Source organism: Enterobacter sp. DSM 30060 (genome assembly GCF_013375955.1).
Lineage (GTDB): Bacteria > Pseudomonadota > Gammaproteobacteria > Enterobacterales > Enterobacteriaceae > Enterobacter > Enterobacter intestinihominis.
Map to the genome: position 1 here is coordinate 1,958,256 of NZ_CP056118.1, position 18,985 is coordinate 1,977,240.

An 18,985-nucleotide genomic window follows, 5' to 3' on the forward strand; every position below is an offset into this window, starting at 1 on the left:
CTTCACTTCGCCATGAACATTTTGCGCTTGAGGAATATACAGTACCTGCCAATTATAGATGTGTAAACATCTGGACGTCTAAATAACGAATTTCACAAGGGGCATACCATGACAATCCGCACTCACACTCTCGGTTTCCCTCGCGTTGGCCTGCGTCGCGAGCTAAAAAAAGCGCAAGAAAGCTACTGGGCAGGTAACGCCACCCGTGAAGAACTGCTGGCGGTGGGACGTGAGCTGCGCGCGCGTCACTGGGATCAGCAAAAACAGGCGGGCATTGACCTGCTGCCGGTGGGCGATTTCGCCTGGTACGACCATGTTCTGACCACCAGCCTGCTGCTTGGCAACGTGCCGGCTCGTCATCAGAACAACGATGGATCGGTGGATATCGATACCCTGTTCCGCATCGGCCGTGGCCGCGCGCCAACGGGTGAGCCAGCGGCGGCGGCGGAAATGACCAAGTGGTTCAACACCAACTATCACTATATGGTGCCGGAGTTCGTTAAAGGCCAGCAGTTCAAACTGACCTGGACCCAGCTTCTGGATGAAGTGGACGAAGCGCTGGCGCTGGGTCACCAGGTGAAACCCGTGCTGCTGGGGCCGATAACCTACCTGTGGCTGGGCAAAGTGAAAGGCGAACAGTTCGACCGCCTCAGCCTGCTGAACGACATTCTGCCGGTTTATAAGCAGGTGCTGATTGAGCTGGGCAAACGCGGCATTCAGTGGGTGCAAATCGATGAACCGGCGCTGGTGCTTGAGCTGCCGCAGGCGTGGCTGGACGCCTTCAAACCGGCGTATAACGCGCTCACCGGGCAGGTGAAGCTGCTGCTGACCACCTACTTCGAAGGCGTAACGCCGAACCTGAAAACCATTACCGCGCTGCCGGTTCAGGGTCTGCACGTTGACCTCGTTCACGGCAAAGACGATGTAGCAGAGTTGCACAAGCGTCTGCCAGTGGACTGGCTGCTCTCTGCCGGTCTGGTGAATGGTCGTAACGTCTGGCGTGCCGATCTCACCGAGAAATATGCACAAATTAAAGACATAGTCGGTAAACGTGAATTGTGGGTGGCCTCTTCCTGTTCCCTGCTGCATAGCCCGATTGACCTGAGCGTGGAGACCCGACTCGACCCTGAGGTGAAAAGCTGGTTTGCCTTCGCCCTGCAAAAGTGTGAGGAGCTGGCTCTGCTGCGCGACGCGTTGAACAGCGGCGACACGGCAGCGATTAGCGACTGGAGCGCTCCGATCCAGGCGCGCCGTCACTCGACGCGCGTGCATAACCCGGCAGTGGAAAAACGTCTGGCGGCCATCACCGCCCGGGACAGCCAGCGCCAGAGCCCGTATGAAGTGCGCGCCGAAGCCCAGCGTGCGCGCTTTAACCTGCCCGCGTGGCCGACCACAACAATCGGCTCCTTCCCGCAGACTACCGAGATCCGCAGCCTGCGCCTGGACTTCAAAAAGGGCAATCTGGATGCGAATCACTATCGCACCGGTATTGCGGAACACATCAAACAGGCGATTATCGAGCAGGAACGTTTAGGTCTGGACGTGCTGGTGCACGGTGAAGCCGAGCGTAACGACATGGTGGAATACTTCGGTGAGCACCTGGACGGGTTTGTCTTTACCCAGAACGGTTGGGTGCAGAGCTACGGCTCCCGCTGCGTGAAGCCGCCGGTGGTAATCGGCGACGTCAGCCGCCCGGAAGCGATTACCGTGGAGTGGGCGAAGTATGCCCAGTCTCTGACCGACAAACCGGTAAAAGGCATGCTGACGGGTCCGGTGACCATTCTCTGCTGGTCGTTCCCGCGTGAAGACGTAACCCGGGAAACCATCGCCAAACAGATCGCCCTGGCGCTGCGCGATGAAGTTGCGGATCTGGAAGCGGCCGGGATTGGCATCATTCAGATCGACGAACCTGCGCTGCGTGAAGGTTTGCCGCTGCGTCGCAGCGACTGGGATGCTTACTTACAGTGGGGCGTGGAGGCGTTCCGCCTCAACGCGGCCGTCGCGAAGGACGATACGCAGATCCACACCCACATGTGTTACTGCGAATTTAACGACATCATGGACTCCATTGCCGCGCTCGACGCCGATGTGATCACCATCGAGACCTCGCGTTCAGACATGGAACTGCTGGAGTCGTTCGAAGAGTTCGACTACCCGAACGAAATCGGGCCGGGCGTGTACGACATTCACTCCCCGAATGTGCCAAGCGTGGAGTGGATTGAATCGCTGCTGCAAAAAGCGGCCCAGCGCATCCCGGCGGAACGTCTGTGGGTAAACCCGGACTGCGGCCTGAAAACCCGTGGCTGGCCTGAAACCCGCGCGGCGCTGGCGAACATGGTGCAGGCGGCGCAGAATTTGCGTCAGGCTTGATGAAATGTAGGCCCGGTCAGGCGTAGCCGCCACCGGGCTTTTTGCTTTTACGCTTTTTTCCCGCCGTACTGGCTAAACCATGTCAGCATCCGCTGCCAGCCATCTTTCGCCGATTCCGCATGATAGCTCGGACGATAATCGGCATTAAAGGCGTGCCCGGCTTCCGGATACACCACAATTTCCGCCTTCGCGTTTGCTGCGCGCAACGCATGGCGCATGGTCTCGACCGTATCAAGCGGGATCCCGGTATCCTGACCGCCATAGAGCCCCAACACAGGCGCATTTAAATCCGTGGCAATATCAACAGGTTGCTTCGGTGAATTCAGCGTTTTTTCACCCACCAGCTTGCCGTACCAGGCCACGGCCGCTTTTAGCTGCGGGTTATGCGCGGCGTACAACCAGCTAATGCGTCCGCCCCAACAGAAGCCAGTCACCATCAGACGATGCGCATCGCCACCGTTGCGCGCTGCCCAGCTGGCAACGTGGTCGAGATCGGCCAGCACCTGCGCGTCCGGCACTTTGCTGACCAGGTTGCTGAACAGCGTCGGGATGTCACTGTAATCATTCGGATCGCCCTGACGGAAATAGAGTTCCGGCGCAACGGCCAGGTAACCTTCCAGCGCCAGACGGCGGCAGAGGTCGCGAATATGTTCATGAACGCCAAATATTTCCTGCACCACGATCACGATGGGCAGCGGGCCATCGGCGGATTTTGGCCGCGCGTGGTACGCTGGCATGTTCTCTCCCTGGGAGGGAATGGAGGTCTCGCCTGCGGTAATGGCCTCTTCAGGGGTTGAGACGATGGTTGAAGCATGCGGGGCCGCAGCAGGTGCAAAACCGGTTTTTTCAGTCATGGCATTCTCCGTACCAATGAATGGATTAGCGCAAAGATAAATATAGACACCAGGTTAACAACCCACAGTGCCTTATAGCGTCTATCTTTTGTGCAGCACCCGGCGATATAACTTGTTAATGTGATGTGAATCACTATTTTATGGAAATTAACTGCAATCATTTTCATTCATGGTGAGGTGTGTCACGAAATAATGCACATTGCTTCTGTAAAGTACCGTTTTACTTCTTCTGACAAACCGACCCACAGAGGAGTCACCTATGTCTAAGTCTGATGTTTTTCATCTCGGCCTCACTAAAAACGATTTACAAGGGGCTACGCTTGCTATCGTCCCTGGCGATCCTGAGCGTGTGGAAAAGATCGCCGCGCTGATGGATAAGCCGGTTAAGCTGGCAGCGCATCGCGAATTCACCACCTGGCGCGCAGAGCTGGACGGTAAAGCGGTGATCGTGTGCTCTACCGGTATCGGTGGCCCGTCTACCTCTATCGCCGTTGAAGAGCTGGCACAGCTGGGCATTCGTACTTTCCTGCGCATTGGCACCACAGGCGCCATTCAGCCGCACATCAACGTGGGCGACGTGCTGGTTACCACCGCATCCGTGCGTCTGGACGGGGCAAGCCTGCACTTTGCACCGATGGAATTCCCGGCAGTGGCTGATTTCGAATGCACCACCGCACTGGTTGAAGCGGCGAAATCCGTGGGCGCCACCACCCATGTGGGCGTCACGGCATCATCCGATACCTTCTACCCGGGCCAGGAGCGTTACGACACCTTCTCTGGTCGCGTGGTGAGCCGTTTCAAAGGCTCAATGGAAGAGTGGCAGTCGATGGGCGTCATGAACTACGAAATGGAATCTGCGACGCTGCTGACCATGTGCGCAAGCCAGGGTCTGCGTGCCGGTATGGTGGCGGGCGTTATCGTCAACCGTACCCAGCAGGAGATCCCGAACGCTGAAACCATGAAGCAGACTGAAAGCCATGCGGTGAAAATCGTGGTTGAAGCGGCGCGCCGTCTGATCTAATTCTCTCTTCAGTGCTAAAAGGCCGACATGCTCGGCCTTTCTTTTTTGCGTAACGCCTCGCAGGAAAACCCTTTCAAACTGGACGTTCATACAGCACAATTCTATTTTGTGCGGGTTAGACGTGGATGCAGGGGGCATTGTGGATATCTCAATCCTGGTTTATGCGGTAGTTGCGCTGGTGAGCGTGGGGATTGGCTGGCTCATTTGCGGCTACCAACATGCTCAGCAGAAAGCCGATCAGCTGGCAGAGCGCGAAGAGATCGTCGCCGAACTCAGCGCGACGAAACAACAGCTTGCGCTGTGTGACCACTGGCGCGATGAGTGTGAACTGCTCAATAACGAACTGCGCAATCTGCGCGACATTAACACCTCGCTGGAGGCCGATCTCCGGGAAGTGACCACCCGCCTTGAATCCACCCAACTGCACGCCGAAGACAAAATCCGTCAGATGATCAACAGCGAGCAGCGTCTTAGCGAGCAGTTTGAGAACCTTGCGAACCGCATTTTTGAGCACAGCAATCGCCGCGTGGATGAGCAGAACCGCCAGAGCCTGAACAGCCTGCTGACGCCGCTGCGTGAACAGCTGGACGGCTTTCGCCGTCAGGTGCAGGACAGCTTTGGTCAGGAGGCTCGCGAGCGCCACACGCTGGCGCATGAGATCCGTAATCTCCAGCAGCTGAATGCGCAGATGGCTCAGGAGGCGGTTAACCTGACGCGCGCACTGAAAGGTGATAACAAAGCGCAGGGAAACTGGGGCGAAGTGGTCATGACGCGCGTGCTGGAGGCCTCTGGCCTGCGTGAAGGATACGAATACGAAACGCAGGTCAGCATTGAAAACGATGCGCGCTCGCGAATGCAGCCGGATGTCATTGTTCGTCTGCCGCAGGGCAAAGATGTGGTTATCGACGCCAAAATGACGCTGGTGGCCTATGAGCGCTACTTCAACGCGGAAGATGACTATACCCGCGAAACAGCGTTGCAGGAGCATATCGCCTCCGTGCGTAACCATATCCGTCTGCTGGGCAGAAAAGATTATCAACAGTTGCCGGGGCTGCGATCGCTGGATTATGTGCTGATGTTCATTCCGGTTGAGCCAGCCTTCCTGCTGGCGCTCGACAGACAGCCCGAACTGATCACCGAAGCGCTGAAAAATAACATTATGCTGGTCAGCCCCACCACGCTGCTGGTGGCGTTACGTACCATTGCCAACCTGTGGCGTTATGAGCACCAAAGCCGAAACGCACAGCAGATTGCCGATCGCGCCAGCAAGCTGTACGACAAAATGCGGCTGTTTGTGGACGATATGTCCTCGGTGGGGCAAAGCCTGGATCGCGCGCAGGATAACTACCGCCAGGCAATGAAAAAACTCTCCTCCGGGCGCGGCAATTTGCTGGCGCAGGCGGAGGCGTTTCGCAGCCTGGGGGTGGAAGTTAAACGCGAGATTAATCCGGAACTGGTGGAGCAGGCTACGGCTCAGGACGAAGAGTTTCGTCTGCGTGAAGGCGATGGTGAGCAAAATAGCCGCAATGAAGACAATGGGTTAGCGGCGAGTTTATCCCCCGAAGCGCAGTCGGCGCGTTTCTTTCACGGTGGTTGAAACGTAGGGCAAATGCGCCCAATCTGTTACACTTCACGAACATTTGACTGATTAGCAGGCTCTGAGATGGTTGACGATTCACAAGACACAACGCACTTTGGCTTTCAGACTGTCGCCAAAGCGCAGAAAGCTGACATGGTGGCCCACGTATTTCATTCCGTGGCGGCGAAGTACGATGTGATGAATGATTTGATGTCGTTTGGCATTCATCGCTTGTGGAAGCGCTTCACTATTGATTGCAGCGGCGTGCGCCGTGGACAAAAGGTGCTGGATTTAGCCGGCGGCACAGGGGATCTGACCGCTAAATTCTCCCGTCTGGTTGGCGAAACCGGTCGCGTGGTGCTGGCAGATATCAACGACTCCATGCTGAAAATGGGACGCGAAAAGCTGCGTAACATCGGCGTGGTAGGCAACGTTGAATATGTTCAGGCCAACGCCGAAGCGCTGCCGTTCCCGGACAATACGTTCGACTGCATCACCATCTCCTTCGGCCTGCGTAACGTGACCGATAAAGATAAAGCGCTGCGCTCTATGTACCGCGTGCTGAAGCCGGGCGGCCGACTGCTGGTACTCGAGTTTTCTAAACCGATTATCGACCCGCTGAGCAAAGCTTACGATGCCTATTCCTTCCACGTTCTGCCGCGCATCGGCGAGCTGGTGGCAAACGATGCAGAAAGTTACCGTTATCTGGCCGAATCCATCCGAATGCACCCGGATCAGGACACGCTGAAAGCGATGATGCAGGATGCGGAGTTTGAAAACGTGGAATACTTCAATATGACGGCGGGTGTCGTCGCGCTGCATCGTGGTTACAAGTTCTGAGTGGAGGTTTCCCGTGCCCATTAAACCCTTAGTCACCGCAGGCATCGAGAATGTACTGAATGCCTTTCTGTATCGCGCCCCGGCGCTGAAAACCGCACGTCAGCGGCTTAACGGAAAGGTGCTGCGTATCGTTTTAAAAGAGTTCTCGACGCCGCTTGTGCTGGTCTTCAGCGAACGCCAGCTTGACGTTCTGGGGGAGTGGGAAGGCGAGGCTGACTGCTCGGTGATTACGCACATGAGCGTATTGCCAAAACTGCGTGACCGTCAGCAGATGACGGCGCTTATTCGCAGCGGTGAGCTGGAGGTCGAGGGCGATATTCAGGTGGTACAGAACTTCGTTGCACTCAGCGATCAGGCTGAATTTGACCCCGCGGAACTGCTGGCGCCCTATATCGGCGACATCGCGGCTGAAGGGATAAGCAAAACGCTGCGCACGGGTTCCACTTTCCTGCGTAAAGGCCTGCTCCGTCAACAGCGCTATGCTGCCGAGGTGCTGACCGAAGAGTGGCGTATGGCGCCTGGGCCTTTAGAAGTCGCCTGGTTTGCAGAAGAGACCGCGGCAGTTGAGCGCGCAGTTGATGCGTTAACCAAACGGCTTGAAAAACTGGAGGGCAAATGACGCCTGGTGAAATTCGGCGCCTCTATTTTATCGTTCGCACCTTTTTGAGCTACGGGCTCGACGAGCTTATCCCCAGAATGCGTATCACCCTGCCGCTTCGGCTTTGGCGTCGCACGCTGTTCTGGATGCCGAATCGCCATAAGGATCAGGAGCTGGGCGCACGCCTGCGTCTTGCGTTGCAGGAGCTGGGACCGGTCTGGATCAAGTTTGGGCAGATGCTCTCAACGCGTCGCGACCTTTTCCCGCCGCAGATTGCCGATCAGCTCGCGCTATTGCAGGACCGCGTCGCTCCGTTTGACGGAGAGAGAGCGAAGAAACAAATCGAAGAAGCGATGGGCAATATCCCCATCGAGACCTGGTTTGATGATTTCGACATTCAGCCTCTGGCCTCTGCCTCTATTGCGCAGGTTCACACCGCGCGCCTGAAGGAGAATGGCAAAGAGGTGGTCATTAAGGTGATTCGCCCGGATATCCTGCCGGTTATCAGAGCGGACATGAAGCTGATCTATCGCCTGGCTCGCTGGGTGCCGCGTCTGTTGCCGGATGGCCGCCGTCTGCGTCCGCTGGAAGTGGTACGGGAATACGAAAAAACGCTCATCGATGAACTTAACCTGCTGCGTGAATCGGCGAACGCCATTCAGCTGCGTCGAAACTTTGAAGACAGTCCGATGCTGTATGTTCCGGAAGTCTATTCTGACTATTGCAGTCAGAACATGATGGTGATGGAACGTATCTACGGCATCCCGGTCTCGGACGTGGTAGCGCTGGAAAAACAGGGCACAAACATGAAGCTGCTGGCCGAGCGCGGCGTGCAGGTCTTCTTTACTCAGGTTTTCCGCGACAGCTTCTTCCATGCTGACATGCATCCGGGCAACATTTTCGTCAGCTATGAGCACCCGGAAGATCCGAAGTACATTGGCATCGACTGCGGTATTGTCGGCTCGCTGAATAAAGAGGATAAGCGTTATCTCGCCGAGAACTTTATCGCTTTCTTCAATCGCGACTACCGTAAGGTGGCCGAACTGCACGTGGATTCAGGCTGGGTTCCGCCAGATACCAACGTGGAAGAGTTTGAATTTGCGATCCGTACCGTCTGTGAGCCAATTTTTGAAAAGCCGCTCTCAGAGATCTCTTTCGGGCATGTTCTGCTCAACCTGTTCAACACCGCACGCCGTTTTAATATGGAAGTGCAGCCACAATTAGTTTTACTTCAGAAAACATTACTTTACGTTGAGGGTGTAGGCCGCCAGCTCTATCCTCAGTTAGACTTGTGGAAAACCGCGAAACCGTTCCTCGAATCCTGGATTAAGGATCAGGTCGGTATTCCAGCCCTGGTTCGCTCGCTTAAAGAGAAAGGCCCGTTCTGGATTGAAAAAATGCCAGAAATTCCTGAACTGGTTTACGACAGTTTGCGTCAGAGCAAGAACCTTCAGCACAGCATGGATAAAATCGCGCACGAGCTTCAATCCAGTCGCGTGCGTCAGGGGCAGTCCCGCTATCTCTTCGGAATTGGCGCGACGCTGCTGATAAGCGGCACGTTGCTGTTGATCAATCGTCCGGACTGGGAAATGATGCCAGCCTGGATTATGGCTGCCGGTGTGGTTGTCTGGCTTGCTGGCTGGCAAAAAACACGCTGAATTAGCGTCGCTATCGAGGGATTGCATACGTATAATGCGATCTGACTAATTAATCATCTATCACTGGGGAACACGCATGGGTGGTATCAGTATCTGGCAGTTAGTGATCATTGCCGTCATCGTTGTGCTGCTGTTCGGCACGAAAAAACTCGGATCAATTGGTTCCGACCTGGGCGCGTCAATCAAAGGCTTCAAGAAAGCCATGAGCGATGATGAGAATAAGCAGGAAAAAAGCGGTCAGGACGCTGATTTTACCGCTAAATCTATCGCCGATAAGCAGGACGAAGCCAAAAAGGAAGAGGCCAAACGTCACGATAAAGAGCAGGTGTAATTCGTGTTCGACATTGGTTTTGGTGAGTTACTGCTGGTCTTTGTGATTGGTTTGATTGTGCTGGGGCCGCAGCGTTTACCCGTTGCGGTAAAAACTGTCGTGGGCTGGGTGCGTGCGCTCCGTTCGCTGGCAACGACCGTGCAGAACGAGCTGGCGCAGGAACTGAAGCTTCAGGAATTTCAGGACAGCCTGAAAAAGGTTGAAAAGGCGAGCATGGACAACCTGACGCCGGAGCTGAAAGCATCCATGGATGAGTTGCGCGAAGCGGCTGAATCCATGAAGCGCTCATACAGCGTTAACGATCCTGAGAAGGCGAGTGATGAAGCAAACACCATCCATAATCCGGTGGTGAAGGGCAGCGAAGAGCAGCGCGAGGGTGTGACGCCTTCCAGCGCGGAACATCAGGCTGCTTCGCCAGAGCAATCGCCGCAGGAGCCCGAAGTGAAAAAGCAGGTGCCGCCGGAAGAGCCCGTGGTCAAAACGGCTGAGGTAAAACCCGCCGCGCCCGTTTCCGAATCATCCCCCTCGTCGAGTGATAAAGCGTAAACATGGCAGTAGATGATACTCAACCGCTGATTACGCACCTCATTGAGCTGCGTAAGCGTCTGTTAAACTGCATTATTGCGGTTTTCCTCATTTTTTTATGTCTGGTCTATTTTGCCAACGATATCTATCAGGTGGTTTCCGCACCGCTGATTAAGCAGATGCCGCTGGGCGCAACGATGATTGCAACGGACGTTGCCTCGCCGTTCTTTACCCCGATCAAGCTGACCTTCTGGGTGTCGTTGATTGCCTCTGCGCCGGTCATTTTGTATCAGGTCTGGGCATTTGTGGCACCCGCGCTGTACAGGCATGAACGCAAGCTGGTTATTCCGCTGCTGGTGTCCAGTTCGCTGCTGTTTTATATCGGTATGGCGTTCGCCTACTTCGTTGTCTTCCCGCTGGCCTTCGGCTTCCTGACGCATACCGCGCCGGAAGGGGTACAGGTGTCGACGGACATCGCCAGCTACCTCAGCTTCGTTATGGCGCTGTTTATGGCGTTTGGTGTCGCCTTCGAGGTGCCCGTCGCGATAGTCCTGCTCTGCTGGGTGGGGGTGACCACGCCTGACGATCTGCGTAAGAAGCGCCCGTACATCCTGGTGGGGGCATTTGTCGTTGGTATGCTGTTAACGCCACCGGACGTCTTCTCGCAAACCTTATTGGCGATACCCATGTACTGCCTGTTTGAAGTCGGCGTATTCTTCGCTCGTTTCTACGTCGGAAAGGGGCGTACCCGGGACGAAGAAGACGAGCCGTCTGAAGAGACCACTAAAGAATAAAACCAACCGCCCGTCAGGGCGGTTGTCATATGGGGATACGTATGTTTGATATCGGGCTTAACCTGACCAGCGCCCAGTTTGCGAAAGACCGCGATGAAGTGGTGGCGCGCGCGTTTGCCGCCGGCGTGAGCGGGCTGTTACTGACGGGAACAAATCTGCATGAGAGTGAGCAGGCACGGCAGCTGGCGCAACGCTATCAACACTGCTGGTCCACCGCAGGCGTGCACCCTCATGACAGCAGCCAGTGGGCGCATGAAAGCGCTGAGGCGCTTCATCGTCTGGCGGCTACGCCAGAAGTGGTTGCCATTGGCGAATGCGGGCTTGATTTCAACCGTAACTTCTCGACGCCTGAAGAGCAGGAGATGGCATTTACCGCCCAGCTCGCGCTGGCTGCAGAGCTGGGGATGCCGGTGTTTATGCACTGTCGCGATGCGCATGAACGTTTTCTGGCGCTACTGGACCCCTGGCTGGAGAAACTGCCAGGCGCGGTGTTGCACTGCTTTACGGGCTCCCGTCAGGAAGCGCTGGATTGCCTGAACCGCGGGCTTTACTTGGGTATCACGGGCTGGGTGTGCGATGAGCGTCGTGGGCTGGAGCTGCGCGAGCTGTTATCCGTAATCCCGGCCGATCGTTTGTTGCTGGAAACGGATGCGCCGTATCTGTTGCCCCGGGATATGCAGCCCAAACCGGCATCACGACGTAACGAACCGGCTTATCTGGGACACATTGCTGAGCGAGTGGCGTACTGGCGCGGGGAAGATGCGCAGTGGCTGGCAGCCCAAACCGATGACAACGTGCGTCGTCTGTTCGGCGTGCAGTTCTAAACTTTGCGGAAATCGGTGTTTTTAACGCTCTGCAACACCTCTTTGTTCAGCAGGTTGAGCAGCAGCATAGAACGCGCTTCACCGTCTGGTTCAGCGAAGATGGCCTGTAACCCTTCAAAAGCGCCTTCGGTGATCACCACGCTGTCCCCGGCATAAGGGGTTTCCGGATCGGTAATATCTTCAGGCTGCTGGTAGACAGAGAGCTGATGAATAACCGATGACGGTACTCTTGCCGGATGGGCGCCAAAACGCACAAAATGGCTGACGCCGCGCGTGGCGCTGATCGTCGTGGTGTGGATCACTTCGGGGTCGAACTCAACGAACAGATAGTTCGGGAACAGAGGCTCACTGACGGTCGTGCGTTTTCCACGCTGCATTTTTTCAAGCGTGATCACGGGCGTCAGGCAGTTAACAGACTGACGTTCAAGATGTTCCTGTGCGCGCTGAAGTTGCCCGCGTTTGCAATACAGTAAATACCAGGCCTGCATAATCACTCTTCCCATTGTTCGGGGCGCAAGCATACCAAAACCCTGGCGGGATCGCTAAGGTGATTATAATGGCGAAAAAGAGAGTAAGTCGTGGAAGTTCACGCTAATTTAACAAAATTACAGCATCACGCGGTCTTACGCCGTATAATGAAGCGCTTACAGAGAGGCCATGATTAACTGCATGAAATACCACGATCTACGCGACTTCCTGGCGCTGCTGGAAAAGCAGGGCGAACTCAAACGCATTACGCTTCCTGTTGATCCGTATCTGGAAATGACAGAAATCGCTGACCGCACCCTGCGCGCGGGCGGCCCGGCGTTGCTGTTTGAAAACCCAAAAGGCTACGCTATGCCGGTACTGTGCAACCTGTTTGGCACACCTCGCCGCGTGGCGATGGGCATGGGGCAGGAAGATGTCACGGCGCTGCGTGAAGTGGGCAAACTGCTGGCCTTTCTGAAAGAGCCGGAGCCGCCAAAAGGGTTCCGCGACCTGTTCGACAAGCTGCCGCAGTTTAAGCAGGTGTTGAATATGCCCACCAAACGCCTGCGCGGCGCGCCATGCCAGCAAAAAGTGCTGGAAGGCGATGCAGTTGATCTGACCAAAATTCCCATCATGCAGTGCTGGCCTGAAGATGCCGCACCGCTGATTACCTGGGGCCTCACCGTGACGCGTGGGCCGCATAAAGAGCGTCAAAACCTCGGCATTTATCGCCAGCAGCTGATTGGCAAGAACAAGCTCATCATGCGCTGGTTGTCCCACCGCGGTGGCGCGCTGGATTTCCAGGAGTGGTGCGCGGCCCATCCGGGCGAACGCTTCCCGGTTTCCGTCGCGCTGGGTGCCGATCCGGCAACCATTCTGGGCGCGGTGACGCCTGTTCCTGATACGCTGTCTGAATATGCCTTTGCAGGGCTGTTGCGCGGCACCAAAACCGAAGTGGTGAAGTGCATCTCCAATGACCTGGAAGTGCCAGCCAGCGCAGAGATCGTGCTGGAAGGTTACATTGAACAGGGCGAGCTGGCACCCGAAGGACCGTACGGCGACCACACCGGCTATTACAACGAAGTGGATAACTTCCCGGTATTCACCGTCACGCACATTACCCAGCGTGAAGATGCCATCTATCACTCTACCTACACCGGCCGTCCACCGGATGAACCGGCGGTACTTGGCGTGGCGCTGAACGAAGTGTTCGTGCCGATCCTGCAAAAGCAGTTCCCGGAAATTGTTGATTTTTATCTGCCGCCGGAAGGGTGTTCGTATCGCCTGGCGGTGGTGACGATGAAGAAGCAGTATGCCGGTCACGCTAAGCGCGTGATGATGGGCGTATGGTCTTTCCTGCGCCAGTTTATGTATACCAAGTTTGTGATTGTCTGCGATGATGACGTCAATGCCCGCGACTGGAATGACGTCATCTGGGCCATCACCACGCGTATGGATCCGGCGCGTGATACGGTGTTAGTGGAAAACACGCCGATTGATTATCTGGACTTTGCCTCGCCGGTTTCCGGCCTTGGTTCAAAAATGGGACTGGATGCCACGAACAAATGGCCTGGCGAAACCGACCGTGAATGGGGTCGCCCGATCGAAAAAGATCCTGCCGTGACCGCGCGAATTGACGCGATCTGGGACGAGCTGGCCATAATGAATAACGGTAAGGCAGAATAAGACCGTTTAGCCCTATAGACTTCCCGACAGAGAGAGCGAATGACAACCTTAAGCTGTAAAGTGACGTCGGTAGATGCTATTACCGACACCGTATATCGCGTCCGTTTGGTTCCTGAAGCGGCATTCTCATTCCGTGCCGGTCAGTACCTGATGGTCGTGATGGACGAGCGTGATAAGCGTCCTTTCTCTATGGCCTCAACGCCAGCAGAGAAGGAATTTATTGAGCTGCATATTGGTGCGTCTGAGCTTAACCTGTACGCGATGGCCGTGATGGATCGCATCCTGAAAGAGCGTGAAATCGTGGTCGATATTCCTCATGGCGAGGCCTGGCTGCGTGAAGACGAAGACCGTCCGCTGATCCTGATTGCCGGTGGTACAGGCTTCTCCTATGTCCGCTCTATTCTGTTGACGGCGCTGGCGCGTAATCCAAATCGCGATATCACCATCTACTGGGGCGGCCGTGAAGAGAAGCACCTTTACGATCTGTCTGAGCTGGAAGCGCTGAGCGTCAATCATCCAAACCTGCGCATCGAGCCGGTTGTCGAGCAGCCGGAAGAGGGCTGGCGCGGGCGCAGCGGTACGGTGCTGACTGCGGTATTGCAGGATCACGGAACGCTGGCCGGGCACGATATCTACATTGCCGGTCGCTTTGAAATGGCGAAAATTGCCCGCGACCTGTTCTGCAATGAGCGTGACGCGCGGGAAGATCGTCTGTTTGGCGATGCGTTTGCGTTTATCTGATTGTGAGACCCGCTTCGGCGGGTTTTTTACGCTCGGGCAATAGCGCTGGTGAAAATTTAACCTTGAAATGGGCGGCGCATTGCCGTTATTCTTGTTCCCGTTAAATTTCGCCCTCAGGAGCGCCCCCCAAAAATGAACAAACACGACTGATGAATTTCGATCCTTGCTCAACGCATCGCGTCGGCAGGGGATGTTTTGATTTCATTCAGGAGTGCTTATGGCTCATTTTGCGCAATCCCCCTCTTTTATTTTGCATCAGGTCACCTGTCAGTTTGCGACGGGCGATATCCTTTTTGGTCCACTGAATCTTTCTCTGGATGCGTCAGTGTGTGCGCTGGTTGGCCGCAACGGCAGCGGTAAAACACGCCTTCTGCGTCTGCTGGCAGGGGTTGATGAACCCGCCAGCGGTCACGTTGAGCGCTTTGGTTCACACGTCTATGTGGCGCAGCAGCAGGATATTTCTGCGGATACCACGCTTGCCGGATTGCTTGGTTACGACGCGATCTTTGCGGCGCGCACGCGCATCGACAGCGGTCATTATGAACCCGACGATCTCGACACGCTCGACGGTTACTGGGATCTGGCTGAACGGCTGAGCCAGGCTTTTATCGCTGCAAAACTTCCCCCTTTTGACCCGAGTAAACTCGCGGCAGAGTTGAGCGGCGGCGAGCGCATTCGTGCCTTGCTGTGCAGCGCATTCACCGCGGATGCTGACTACCTGCTGCTGGACGAACCGACCAACCACCTCGACAGGCAAGGCCGCAAGTGGTTCTACGAGCAGCTTTCCCGGTATCATGGCGGGGTGCTGGTGGCCTCTCACGACCGTGAGTTGCTGGCCCAGGTACCGCGAATCCTTGAACTGAGCGCGTTGGGCTTGCGCAGCTACGGTGGGAATTATGCTGACTATCGAACCCAGCGTGATGCTGAACAGCTGGCTGCCCGCGCCGCGCTGGAGCATGCTGCCACCGAACGCAAGCGTACCCGCGCCCGTATGCATAAAGAGCATGACGACAGCCAGCGTCGTTCGGCCAAAACGCTTCGCACGGTCGACAGCCTTAACATCGCCTCGTTTGAACGGGTCAAATACAAAGGGGCGGCGAAAGAGCGGATTGGTTCCTGGAAAAAACAGCATAGCGATCAAAATCATGCCCTGAACGCTGCGGTTAACCAGGCACGCGAGCGGGTTGAAGGGGATAACGCGGTGATGTTTACCCTGCCGGGCAGTGAAATCCCGGAAGGAAAACAGGTGCTGGTGCTGGAAGAACTGGTGCTTCCGCACGTGCCTGTCTCCCCGATAAACTGGCGAATGGATGGCCCGATGCGCGTGGCGCTACGCGGGCCGAACGGCTGTGGGAAATCCACGCTGTTGAAAGTGATGTTGGGCGAAACCGCCCCTGTTACGGGAACCTGTAAGGTCTCCGTCAGATGTGCTTATCTCGATCAGCATCTTTCCCGGCTGGATCTGTCGCAGTCGGTGATGACACACCTTAGCCTGGGCAATACGCCGCTCGAAGAGGGGGCGCTGCGTACCCGTTTAGCGCCGCTTCAGCTGGGCGCAGAGAAAGTGACACTTCCACTGGCCGATCTAAGCGGCGGCGAGCGCCTGAAGGCCGCACTGGCCTGCGTATTGTGGCGTGAAGCGGCAACGCAGCTGTTGCTTCTGGATGAGCCTACCAACCATCTTGATCTGGCTTCCGTTCAGGCCATTGAAGCGGCCCTGGCCGATTATCCCGGCGCGCTGCTGGTGGTGTCGCACGATGAAGCGTTTTTAGCAGGATTAAAGCTGACGCATGAGCTGGTGTGGGAAGAGTCGGGATGGCGATGTGAAAGCTTCTAAACACAAGCCCCCGCAAGGGCGGGGGCAAACAAACTTTATCAGGCTAACTGCTTGCGAAGGTCAGGGTTTGCCTGTATCAGGCGCATCAGCTTTAGCTCGGCTGGGGTAGGTTTTTCACGCTTTGACTCCCACTCCAGCACCATCGCTACGCTGACACCCATCGCTCTTGCGAATTCATCTGTTTTCAGGCCCGACCCTTTGCGTAAACGCTCAAATTCACTAAAAGGATTGGACTTTTGATTCAGGGTAACCGTCGGCGGTACATCTTTAAAAATAATCTGTTCCAGGCTGCTCAGCAGCTCAAACTCAGGATCTTTTAATTCCATTGAGAACTCCTCATAAATCACACATCGGGATCATGAACATCAGAGAGCATGTTAAGAATAGTCCCTAAACCAAACACAGGATCGTCACGGTTGTGATTAATTGTGCGATAACGATCGCTTTACCCGTTTCAGCTATATGGATAGTTATGCTAATTACCTGATTAATCATATGTAGGGATGCACAGGTATTTTTTTGTAAATAGTCAGTACAAAAACGGCAATACCCGTTTTGCATGAAAACTCTATCTTGCAAGGCTGACCTGGACTATCCTTGTCAGCGTTGGGCACGCGTGTGCCGGTGTGCGCTTTTTGGGTGAAAGGAGTAATAAAATGGCGACAGGAAAGTCCTGCTCTCGCTGGTTTGCGCCTATTGCGGCGTTGTTGATGGTTGTTAGCCTGAGTGGGTGTTTCGATAAAGAAGGCGATCAGCGCAAAGCGTTTATCGATTTTTTACAGAATACAGTGATGCGTAGCGGCGAGCGTTTACCAACGCTGACTGCGGATCAGAAAAAACAGTTTGGTCCATTCGTGTCGGATTACGCCATTCTGTATGGCTATTCACAGCAGGTAAGCCAGGCGATGGATTCGGGCATTCGCCCGGTCGTGGATAGCGTCAATGCCATTCGCGTTCCACAGGATTATATGACCCAGCGCGAACCGCTGCGCCAGTCCAACGGCGCCCTTGGGGTGCTGAGCCAGCAGTTGCAAAATGCCAAAATGCAGGCTGATGCGTCGCGCTCCGCGTTGAAGCAGGACGAGGATCTCAAGCCGGTTTATGACCAGGTGTATGAGAAAGTCGTGACCAAGCCGTCAAACGCCTTGCAACCACTGATCCCGGCGGCGCAAGTCTTTACTCAGCAGCTGGTTCAGGTGGGTGACTTTATTAATGAGCAGGGTACGCAGGTGAGCTTCGTCTCTAACGGTATCCAGTTCCCGACCTCCCAGCAGGCGAGTCAGTACAATACGCTGATAGGGCCGCTGGCGTCCCAGCATCAGGCCTTTAGCCAGGCCTGGAGCGCAGCGGTCGCTGCAACGGAATAAGAAAAACCCCCGCTTCGGCGGGGTTTTTTTATGCATGATGAAAATAACGCTTGTCATTCTTCTACCATATCGGTATAACTATCTTCGTCGGTTTGTTACACAGACCTAAAGCAGTTTAGTAAAGCAGTCCAGATTGTTATCCATAGATACCCTTCGTAGTGACCCTTCCTTCATCGCTTAAAAATCTGTAACGCAATCCATCAAGCCGGAAGGCACAATATATTTGTTAATAAGGTAATTTCTATGTCTGCTAAAATGACTGGTCTGGTAAAATGGTTCAACGCTGATAAAGGTTTCGGCTTCATTACTCCTGACGATGGCTCTAAAGACGTGTTCGTACACTTCTCTGCTATCCAGAACGATGGCTACAAATCTCTGGATGAAGGTCAGAAAGTTTCCTTCACCATCGAAAGCGGCGCTAAAGGCCCAGCAGCTGGTAACGTTGTAAGCCTGTAAGCTTCCAACCCAGTAGCACAAAATTCAAAAACCCGCCTTCTGGCGGGTTTTTTCGTTTCTACTGTTGTATCTGCGGGTTAACGCAGTTCTTATCCACTTTACCGCCGAGCGCGGCAATCAGGTTATCCACGGCGGTCGCCGCCATGTTGTAGCGTGTTTCGTGAGTTGCAGAGCCGATGTGGGGCAGGGCGACGACGTTTGGCATGTTCAGTAGCGGAGAATCCACCGGCAGTGGCTCCTGTTCAAACACGTCCAGACCGGCGGCGTGGATCTCACCGTTTTGCAGTGCCTCAATCAGCGCCTTCTCATCGACCACCGGGCCGCGACCTGCGTTGATGAAAATGGCCGATTTCTTCATCTTTTCAAACGCCGCCCTGCCGATGAGATGACGCGTTTCATCCGTCAGCGGCAGGATCAGGCAGACAAAGTCGGCTTCCTGCAACAACGTATCAAGCTCGCAGTAACGGGCGTTGAAACGTTCTTCAGCTTCAGCGTGATGACGGCGTGCATTATACAGAATGGGCATGTTGAAGCCGAAATGGGCGCGCTGTGCCAGCGCCAGACCGATACGGCCCATCCCAACAATCCCCAGCGTTTTGCCATGTACGTCCACGCCGAACCAGTCCGGGCCAATGCTTTTCGTCCATTCGCCCGCTTTCACGCGCTCAGCCACCTCCACCACGCGACGAGCAGTGCTGAGCACCAGCGCCATCAGCGTGTCGGCGACGGTTTCCGTCAGAGCATGTGGCGTGTGCATCAGCAGGATGTTGCGCGCGTTAAGCGCATCCACGTCGAAATTGTCGTAGCCCACAGAAACGGTTGAGGTTGCACGAAGCTTCGGCATTTTCTCCAGCAGCGCTGCATCCACCTTTTCGCTTGAACCCAGCAGGCCCTCGGCGCAGGCAAACGCGTCGGCGTGCTGTGCCACGGTTTGCGGGCTGAGGTTCTTTACCCGGGTAACGGTAAAGTGTTCCTCCAGGCGTTTTTGCAGATCTTCAGGCAGTGCTTTGTACAAAATGACGGACGGCTTCATGCT

Annotated in this window: 19 protein-coding genes; 15 read left to right on the forward strand and 4 right to left on the reverse strand. The window is 55.4% G+C overall.

Features of this window, described 5'->3' with window-relative positions; translation table 11 throughout:
• Positions 1-108: 108 nt before the first annotated feature.
• A complete protein-coding gene (metE, locus tag HWQ15_RS09340; RefSeq protein WP_023299051.1) occupies positions 109-2,370 on the forward strand; it encodes a 5-methyltetrahydropteroyltriglutamate--homocysteine S-methyltransferase in 2,262 nt (753 codons plus the stop codon).
• Positions 2,371-2,417: 47 nt separating this feature from the next.
• Here metE and HWQ15_RS09345 read toward each other — a convergent pair whose 3' ends face one another.
• The gene (locus HWQ15_RS09345) at positions 2,418-3,224 is read right to left on the reverse strand and encodes a dienelactone hydrolase family protein (protein ID WP_023299052.1); all 807 of its coding nucleotides are present in this window, start codon (positions 3,222-3,224) and stop codon (positions 2,418-2,420) included.
• Between the two features lie 259 nt (positions 3,225-3,483).
• Here HWQ15_RS09345 and udp point away from each other — a divergent pair, with 259 nt between their 5' ends.
• The 9 genes from udp (at position 3,484) to tatD (ending at position 11,394) form a co-directional block, all read left to right on the forward strand.
• Complete coding sequence (udp, locus tag HWQ15_RS09350) at positions 3,484-4,245, forward strand: uridine phosphorylase (protein ID WP_003860792.1); 762 nt, start codon at positions 3,484-3,486, stop codon at positions 4,243-4,245.
• Positions 4,246-4,384: 139 nt separating this feature from the next.
• A complete protein-coding gene (gene rmuC / locus HWQ15_RS09355; protein WP_023299053.1) occupies positions 4,385-5,842 on the forward strand; it encodes a DNA recombination protein RmuC in 1,458 nt (485 codons plus the stop codon).
• Between the two features lie 66 nt (positions 5,843-5,908).
• Positions 5,909-6,664 (forward strand): bifunctional demethylmenaquinone methyltransferase/2-methoxy-6-polyprenyl-1,4-benzoquinol methylase UbiE, encoded by a 756-nt coding sequence (gene ubiE, locus HWQ15_RS09360; protein ID WP_022646673.1) that lies wholly within the window; start codon positions 5,909-5,911, stop codon positions 6,662-6,664.
• 13 nt (positions 6,665-6,677) lie between these two features.
• Entirely contained in the window at positions 6,678-7,283 is a 606-nt protein-coding gene (gene ubiJ / locus HWQ15_RS09365; protein WP_022646674.1) for a ubiquinone biosynthesis protein UbiJ, read from the forward strand.
• Positions 7,280-8,920: a ubiquinone biosynthesis regulatory protein kinase UbiB gene (gene ubiB / locus HWQ15_RS09370; RefSeq protein ID WP_022646675.1), complete on the forward strand. Its 1,641-nt coding sequence runs from the start codon at positions 7,280-7,282 to the stop codon at positions 8,918-8,920. Before ubiJ ends, ubiB begins: the two co-directional genes overlap by 4 nt.
• A 76-nt stretch (positions 8,921-8,996) precedes the next feature.
• Positions 8,997-9,251 carry a Sec-independent protein translocase subunit TatA gene (tatA, locus tag HWQ15_RS09375; protein ID WP_022646676.1) on the forward strand — a complete coding sequence of 85 codons (255 nt, stop codon included), beginning with the start codon at positions 8,997-8,999 and terminating at the stop codon, positions 9,249-9,251.
• 3 nt (positions 9,252-9,254) lie between these two features.
• On the forward strand, positions 9,255-9,797 hold the full coding sequence (tatB, locus tag HWQ15_RS09380; protein WP_022646677.1) for a Sec-independent protein translocase protein TatB: 543 nt from the start codon (positions 9,255-9,257) through the stop codon (positions 9,795-9,797).
• A gap of 2 nt (positions 9,798-9,799) precedes the next feature.
• Positions 9,800-10,570 (forward strand): Sec-independent protein translocase subunit TatC, encoded by a 771-nt coding sequence (gene tatC / locus HWQ15_RS09385; protein WP_022646678.1) that lies wholly within the window; start codon positions 9,800-9,802, stop codon positions 10,568-10,570.
• Positions 10,571-10,611: 41 nt separating this feature from the next.
• Complete coding sequence (gene tatD, locus HWQ15_RS09390) at positions 10,612-11,394, forward strand: 3'-5' ssDNA/RNA exonuclease TatD (RefSeq protein WP_063148958.1); 783 nt, start codon at positions 10,612-10,614, stop codon at positions 11,392-11,394.
• Here tatD and rfaH read toward each other — a convergent pair.
• A complete protein-coding gene (gene rfaH / locus HWQ15_RS09395) occupies positions 11,391-11,882 on the reverse strand; it encodes a transcription/translation regulatory transformer protein RfaH (RefSeq protein WP_032626529.1) in 492 nt (163 codons plus the stop codon). The genes tatD and rfaH overlap by 4 nt on opposite strands.
• 172 nt (positions 11,883-12,054) lie before the next feature.
• Between rfaH and ubiD the strand changes: the two genes are divergently transcribed.
• From ubiD to HWQ15_RS09410, 3 genes are all read left to right on the forward strand, one after another.
• Positions 12,055-13,548, forward strand: a complete 1,494-nt coding sequence (gene ubiD / locus HWQ15_RS09400) for a 4-hydroxy-3-polyprenylbenzoate decarboxylase (protein ID WP_088581798.1) — start codon at positions 12,055-12,057, stop codon at positions 13,546-13,548.
• 39 nt (positions 13,549-13,587) lie between these two features.
• Entirely contained in the window at positions 13,588-14,289 is a 702-nt protein-coding gene (gene fre, locus HWQ15_RS09405; protein ID WP_003860778.1) for an NAD(P)H-flavin reductase, read from the forward strand.
• A gap of 217 nt (positions 14,290-14,506) precedes the next feature.
• Positions 14,507-16,126 (forward strand): ABC-F family ATP-binding cassette domain-containing protein, encoded by a 1,620-nt coding sequence (locus HWQ15_RS09410; protein ID WP_063148957.1) that lies wholly within the window; start codon positions 14,507-14,509, stop codon positions 16,124-16,126.
• Between the two features lie 38 nt (positions 16,127-16,164).
• On the opposite strand, the gene HWQ15_RS09415 is transcribed toward HWQ15_RS09410, so the two are convergent.
• The gene (locus HWQ15_RS09415) at positions 16,165-16,452 is read right to left on the reverse strand and encodes an HTH-type transcriptional regulator (RefSeq protein ID WP_003860776.1); all 288 of its coding nucleotides are present in this window, start codon (positions 16,450-16,452) and stop codon (positions 16,165-16,167) included.
• A gap of 330 nt (positions 16,453-16,782) precedes the next feature.
• Between HWQ15_RS09415 and HWQ15_RS09420 the strand changes: the two genes are divergently transcribed.
• Both HWQ15_RS09420 and cspA read left to right on the forward strand, forming a co-directional pair.
• Positions 16,783-17,493 carry a DUF3053 domain-containing protein gene (locus HWQ15_RS09420; RefSeq protein ID WP_023299059.1) on the forward strand — a complete coding sequence of 237 codons (711 nt, stop codon included), beginning with the start codon at positions 16,783-16,785 and terminating at the stop codon, positions 17,491-17,493.
• Positions 17,494-17,736: 243 nt separating this feature from the next.
• Positions 17,737-17,949: an RNA chaperone/antiterminator CspA gene (gene cspA / locus HWQ15_RS09425; RefSeq protein ID WP_003860775.1), complete on the forward strand. Its 213-nt coding sequence runs from the start codon at positions 17,737-17,739 to the stop codon at positions 17,947-17,949.
• Positions 17,950-18,007: 58 nt separating this feature from the next.
• Here cspA and ghrB read toward each other — a convergent pair whose 3' ends face one another.
• Positions 18,008-18,982 carry a glyoxylate/hydroxypyruvate reductase GhrB gene (ghrB, locus tag HWQ15_RS09430; RefSeq protein WP_022646684.1) on the reverse strand — a complete coding sequence of 325 codons (975 nt, stop codon included), beginning with the start codon at positions 18,980-18,982 and terminating at the stop codon, positions 18,008-18,010.
• Positions 18,983-18,985 lie beyond the last annotated feature (3 nt).

Bases quoted from the DNA above. Each gene is read 5' to 3' on its own strand.
- metE (WP_023299051.1), top strand. From the start codon at position 109: ATGACAATCCGCACTCACACTCTCGGTTTCCCTCGCGTTGGCCTGCGT.
- HWQ15_RS09345 (WP_023299052.1), bottom strand. From the start codon at position 3,224: ATGACTGAAAAAACCGGTTTTGCACCTGCTGCGGCCCCGCATGCTTCA.
- udp (WP_003860792.1), top strand. From the start codon at position 3,484: ATGTCTAAGTCTGATGTTTTTCATCTCGGCCTCACTAAAAACGATTTA.
- ubiE (WP_022646673.1), top strand. From the start codon at position 5,909: ATGGTTGACGATTCACAAGACACAACGCACTTTGGCTTTCAGACTGTC.
- ubiB (WP_022646675.1), top strand. From the start codon at position 7,280: ATGACGCCTGGTGAAATTCGGCGCCTCTATTTTATCGTTCGCACCTTT.
- tatA (WP_022646676.1), top strand. From the start codon at position 8,997: ATGGGTGGTATCAGTATCTGGCAGTTAGTGATCATTGCCGTCATCGTT.
- tatC (WP_022646678.1), top strand. From the start codon at position 9,800: ATGGCAGTAGATGATACTCAACCGCTGATTACGCACCTCATTGAGCTG.
- tatD (WP_063148958.1), top strand. From the start codon at position 10,612: ATGTTTGATATCGGGCTTAACCTGACCAGCGCCCAGTTTGCGAAAGAC.
- rfaH (WP_032626529.1), bottom strand. From the start codon at position 11,882: ATGCAGGCCTGGTATTTACTGTATTGCAAACGCGGGCAACTTCAGCGC.
- fre (WP_003860778.1), top strand. From the start codon at position 13,588: ATGACAACCTTAAGCTGTAAAGTGACGTCGGTAGATGCTATTACCGAC.
- HWQ15_RS09410 (WP_063148957.1), top strand. From the start codon at position 14,507: ATGGCTCATTTTGCGCAATCCCCCTCTTTTATTTTGCATCAGGTCACC.
- HWQ15_RS09415 (WP_003860776.1), bottom strand. From the start codon at position 16,452: ATGGAATTAAAAGATCCTGAGTTTGAGCTGCTGAGCAGCCTGGAACAG.
- HWQ15_RS09420 (WP_023299059.1), top strand. From the start codon at position 16,783: ATGGCGACAGGAAAGTCCTGCTCTCGCTGGTTTGCGCCTATTGCGGCG.
- cspA (WP_003860775.1), top strand. From the start codon at position 17,737: ATGTCTGCTAAAATGACTGGTCTGGTAAAATGGTTCAACGCTGATAAA.
- ghrB (WP_022646684.1), bottom strand. From the start codon at position 18,982: ATGAAGCCGTCCGTCATTTTGTACAAAGCACTGCCTGAAGATCTGCAA.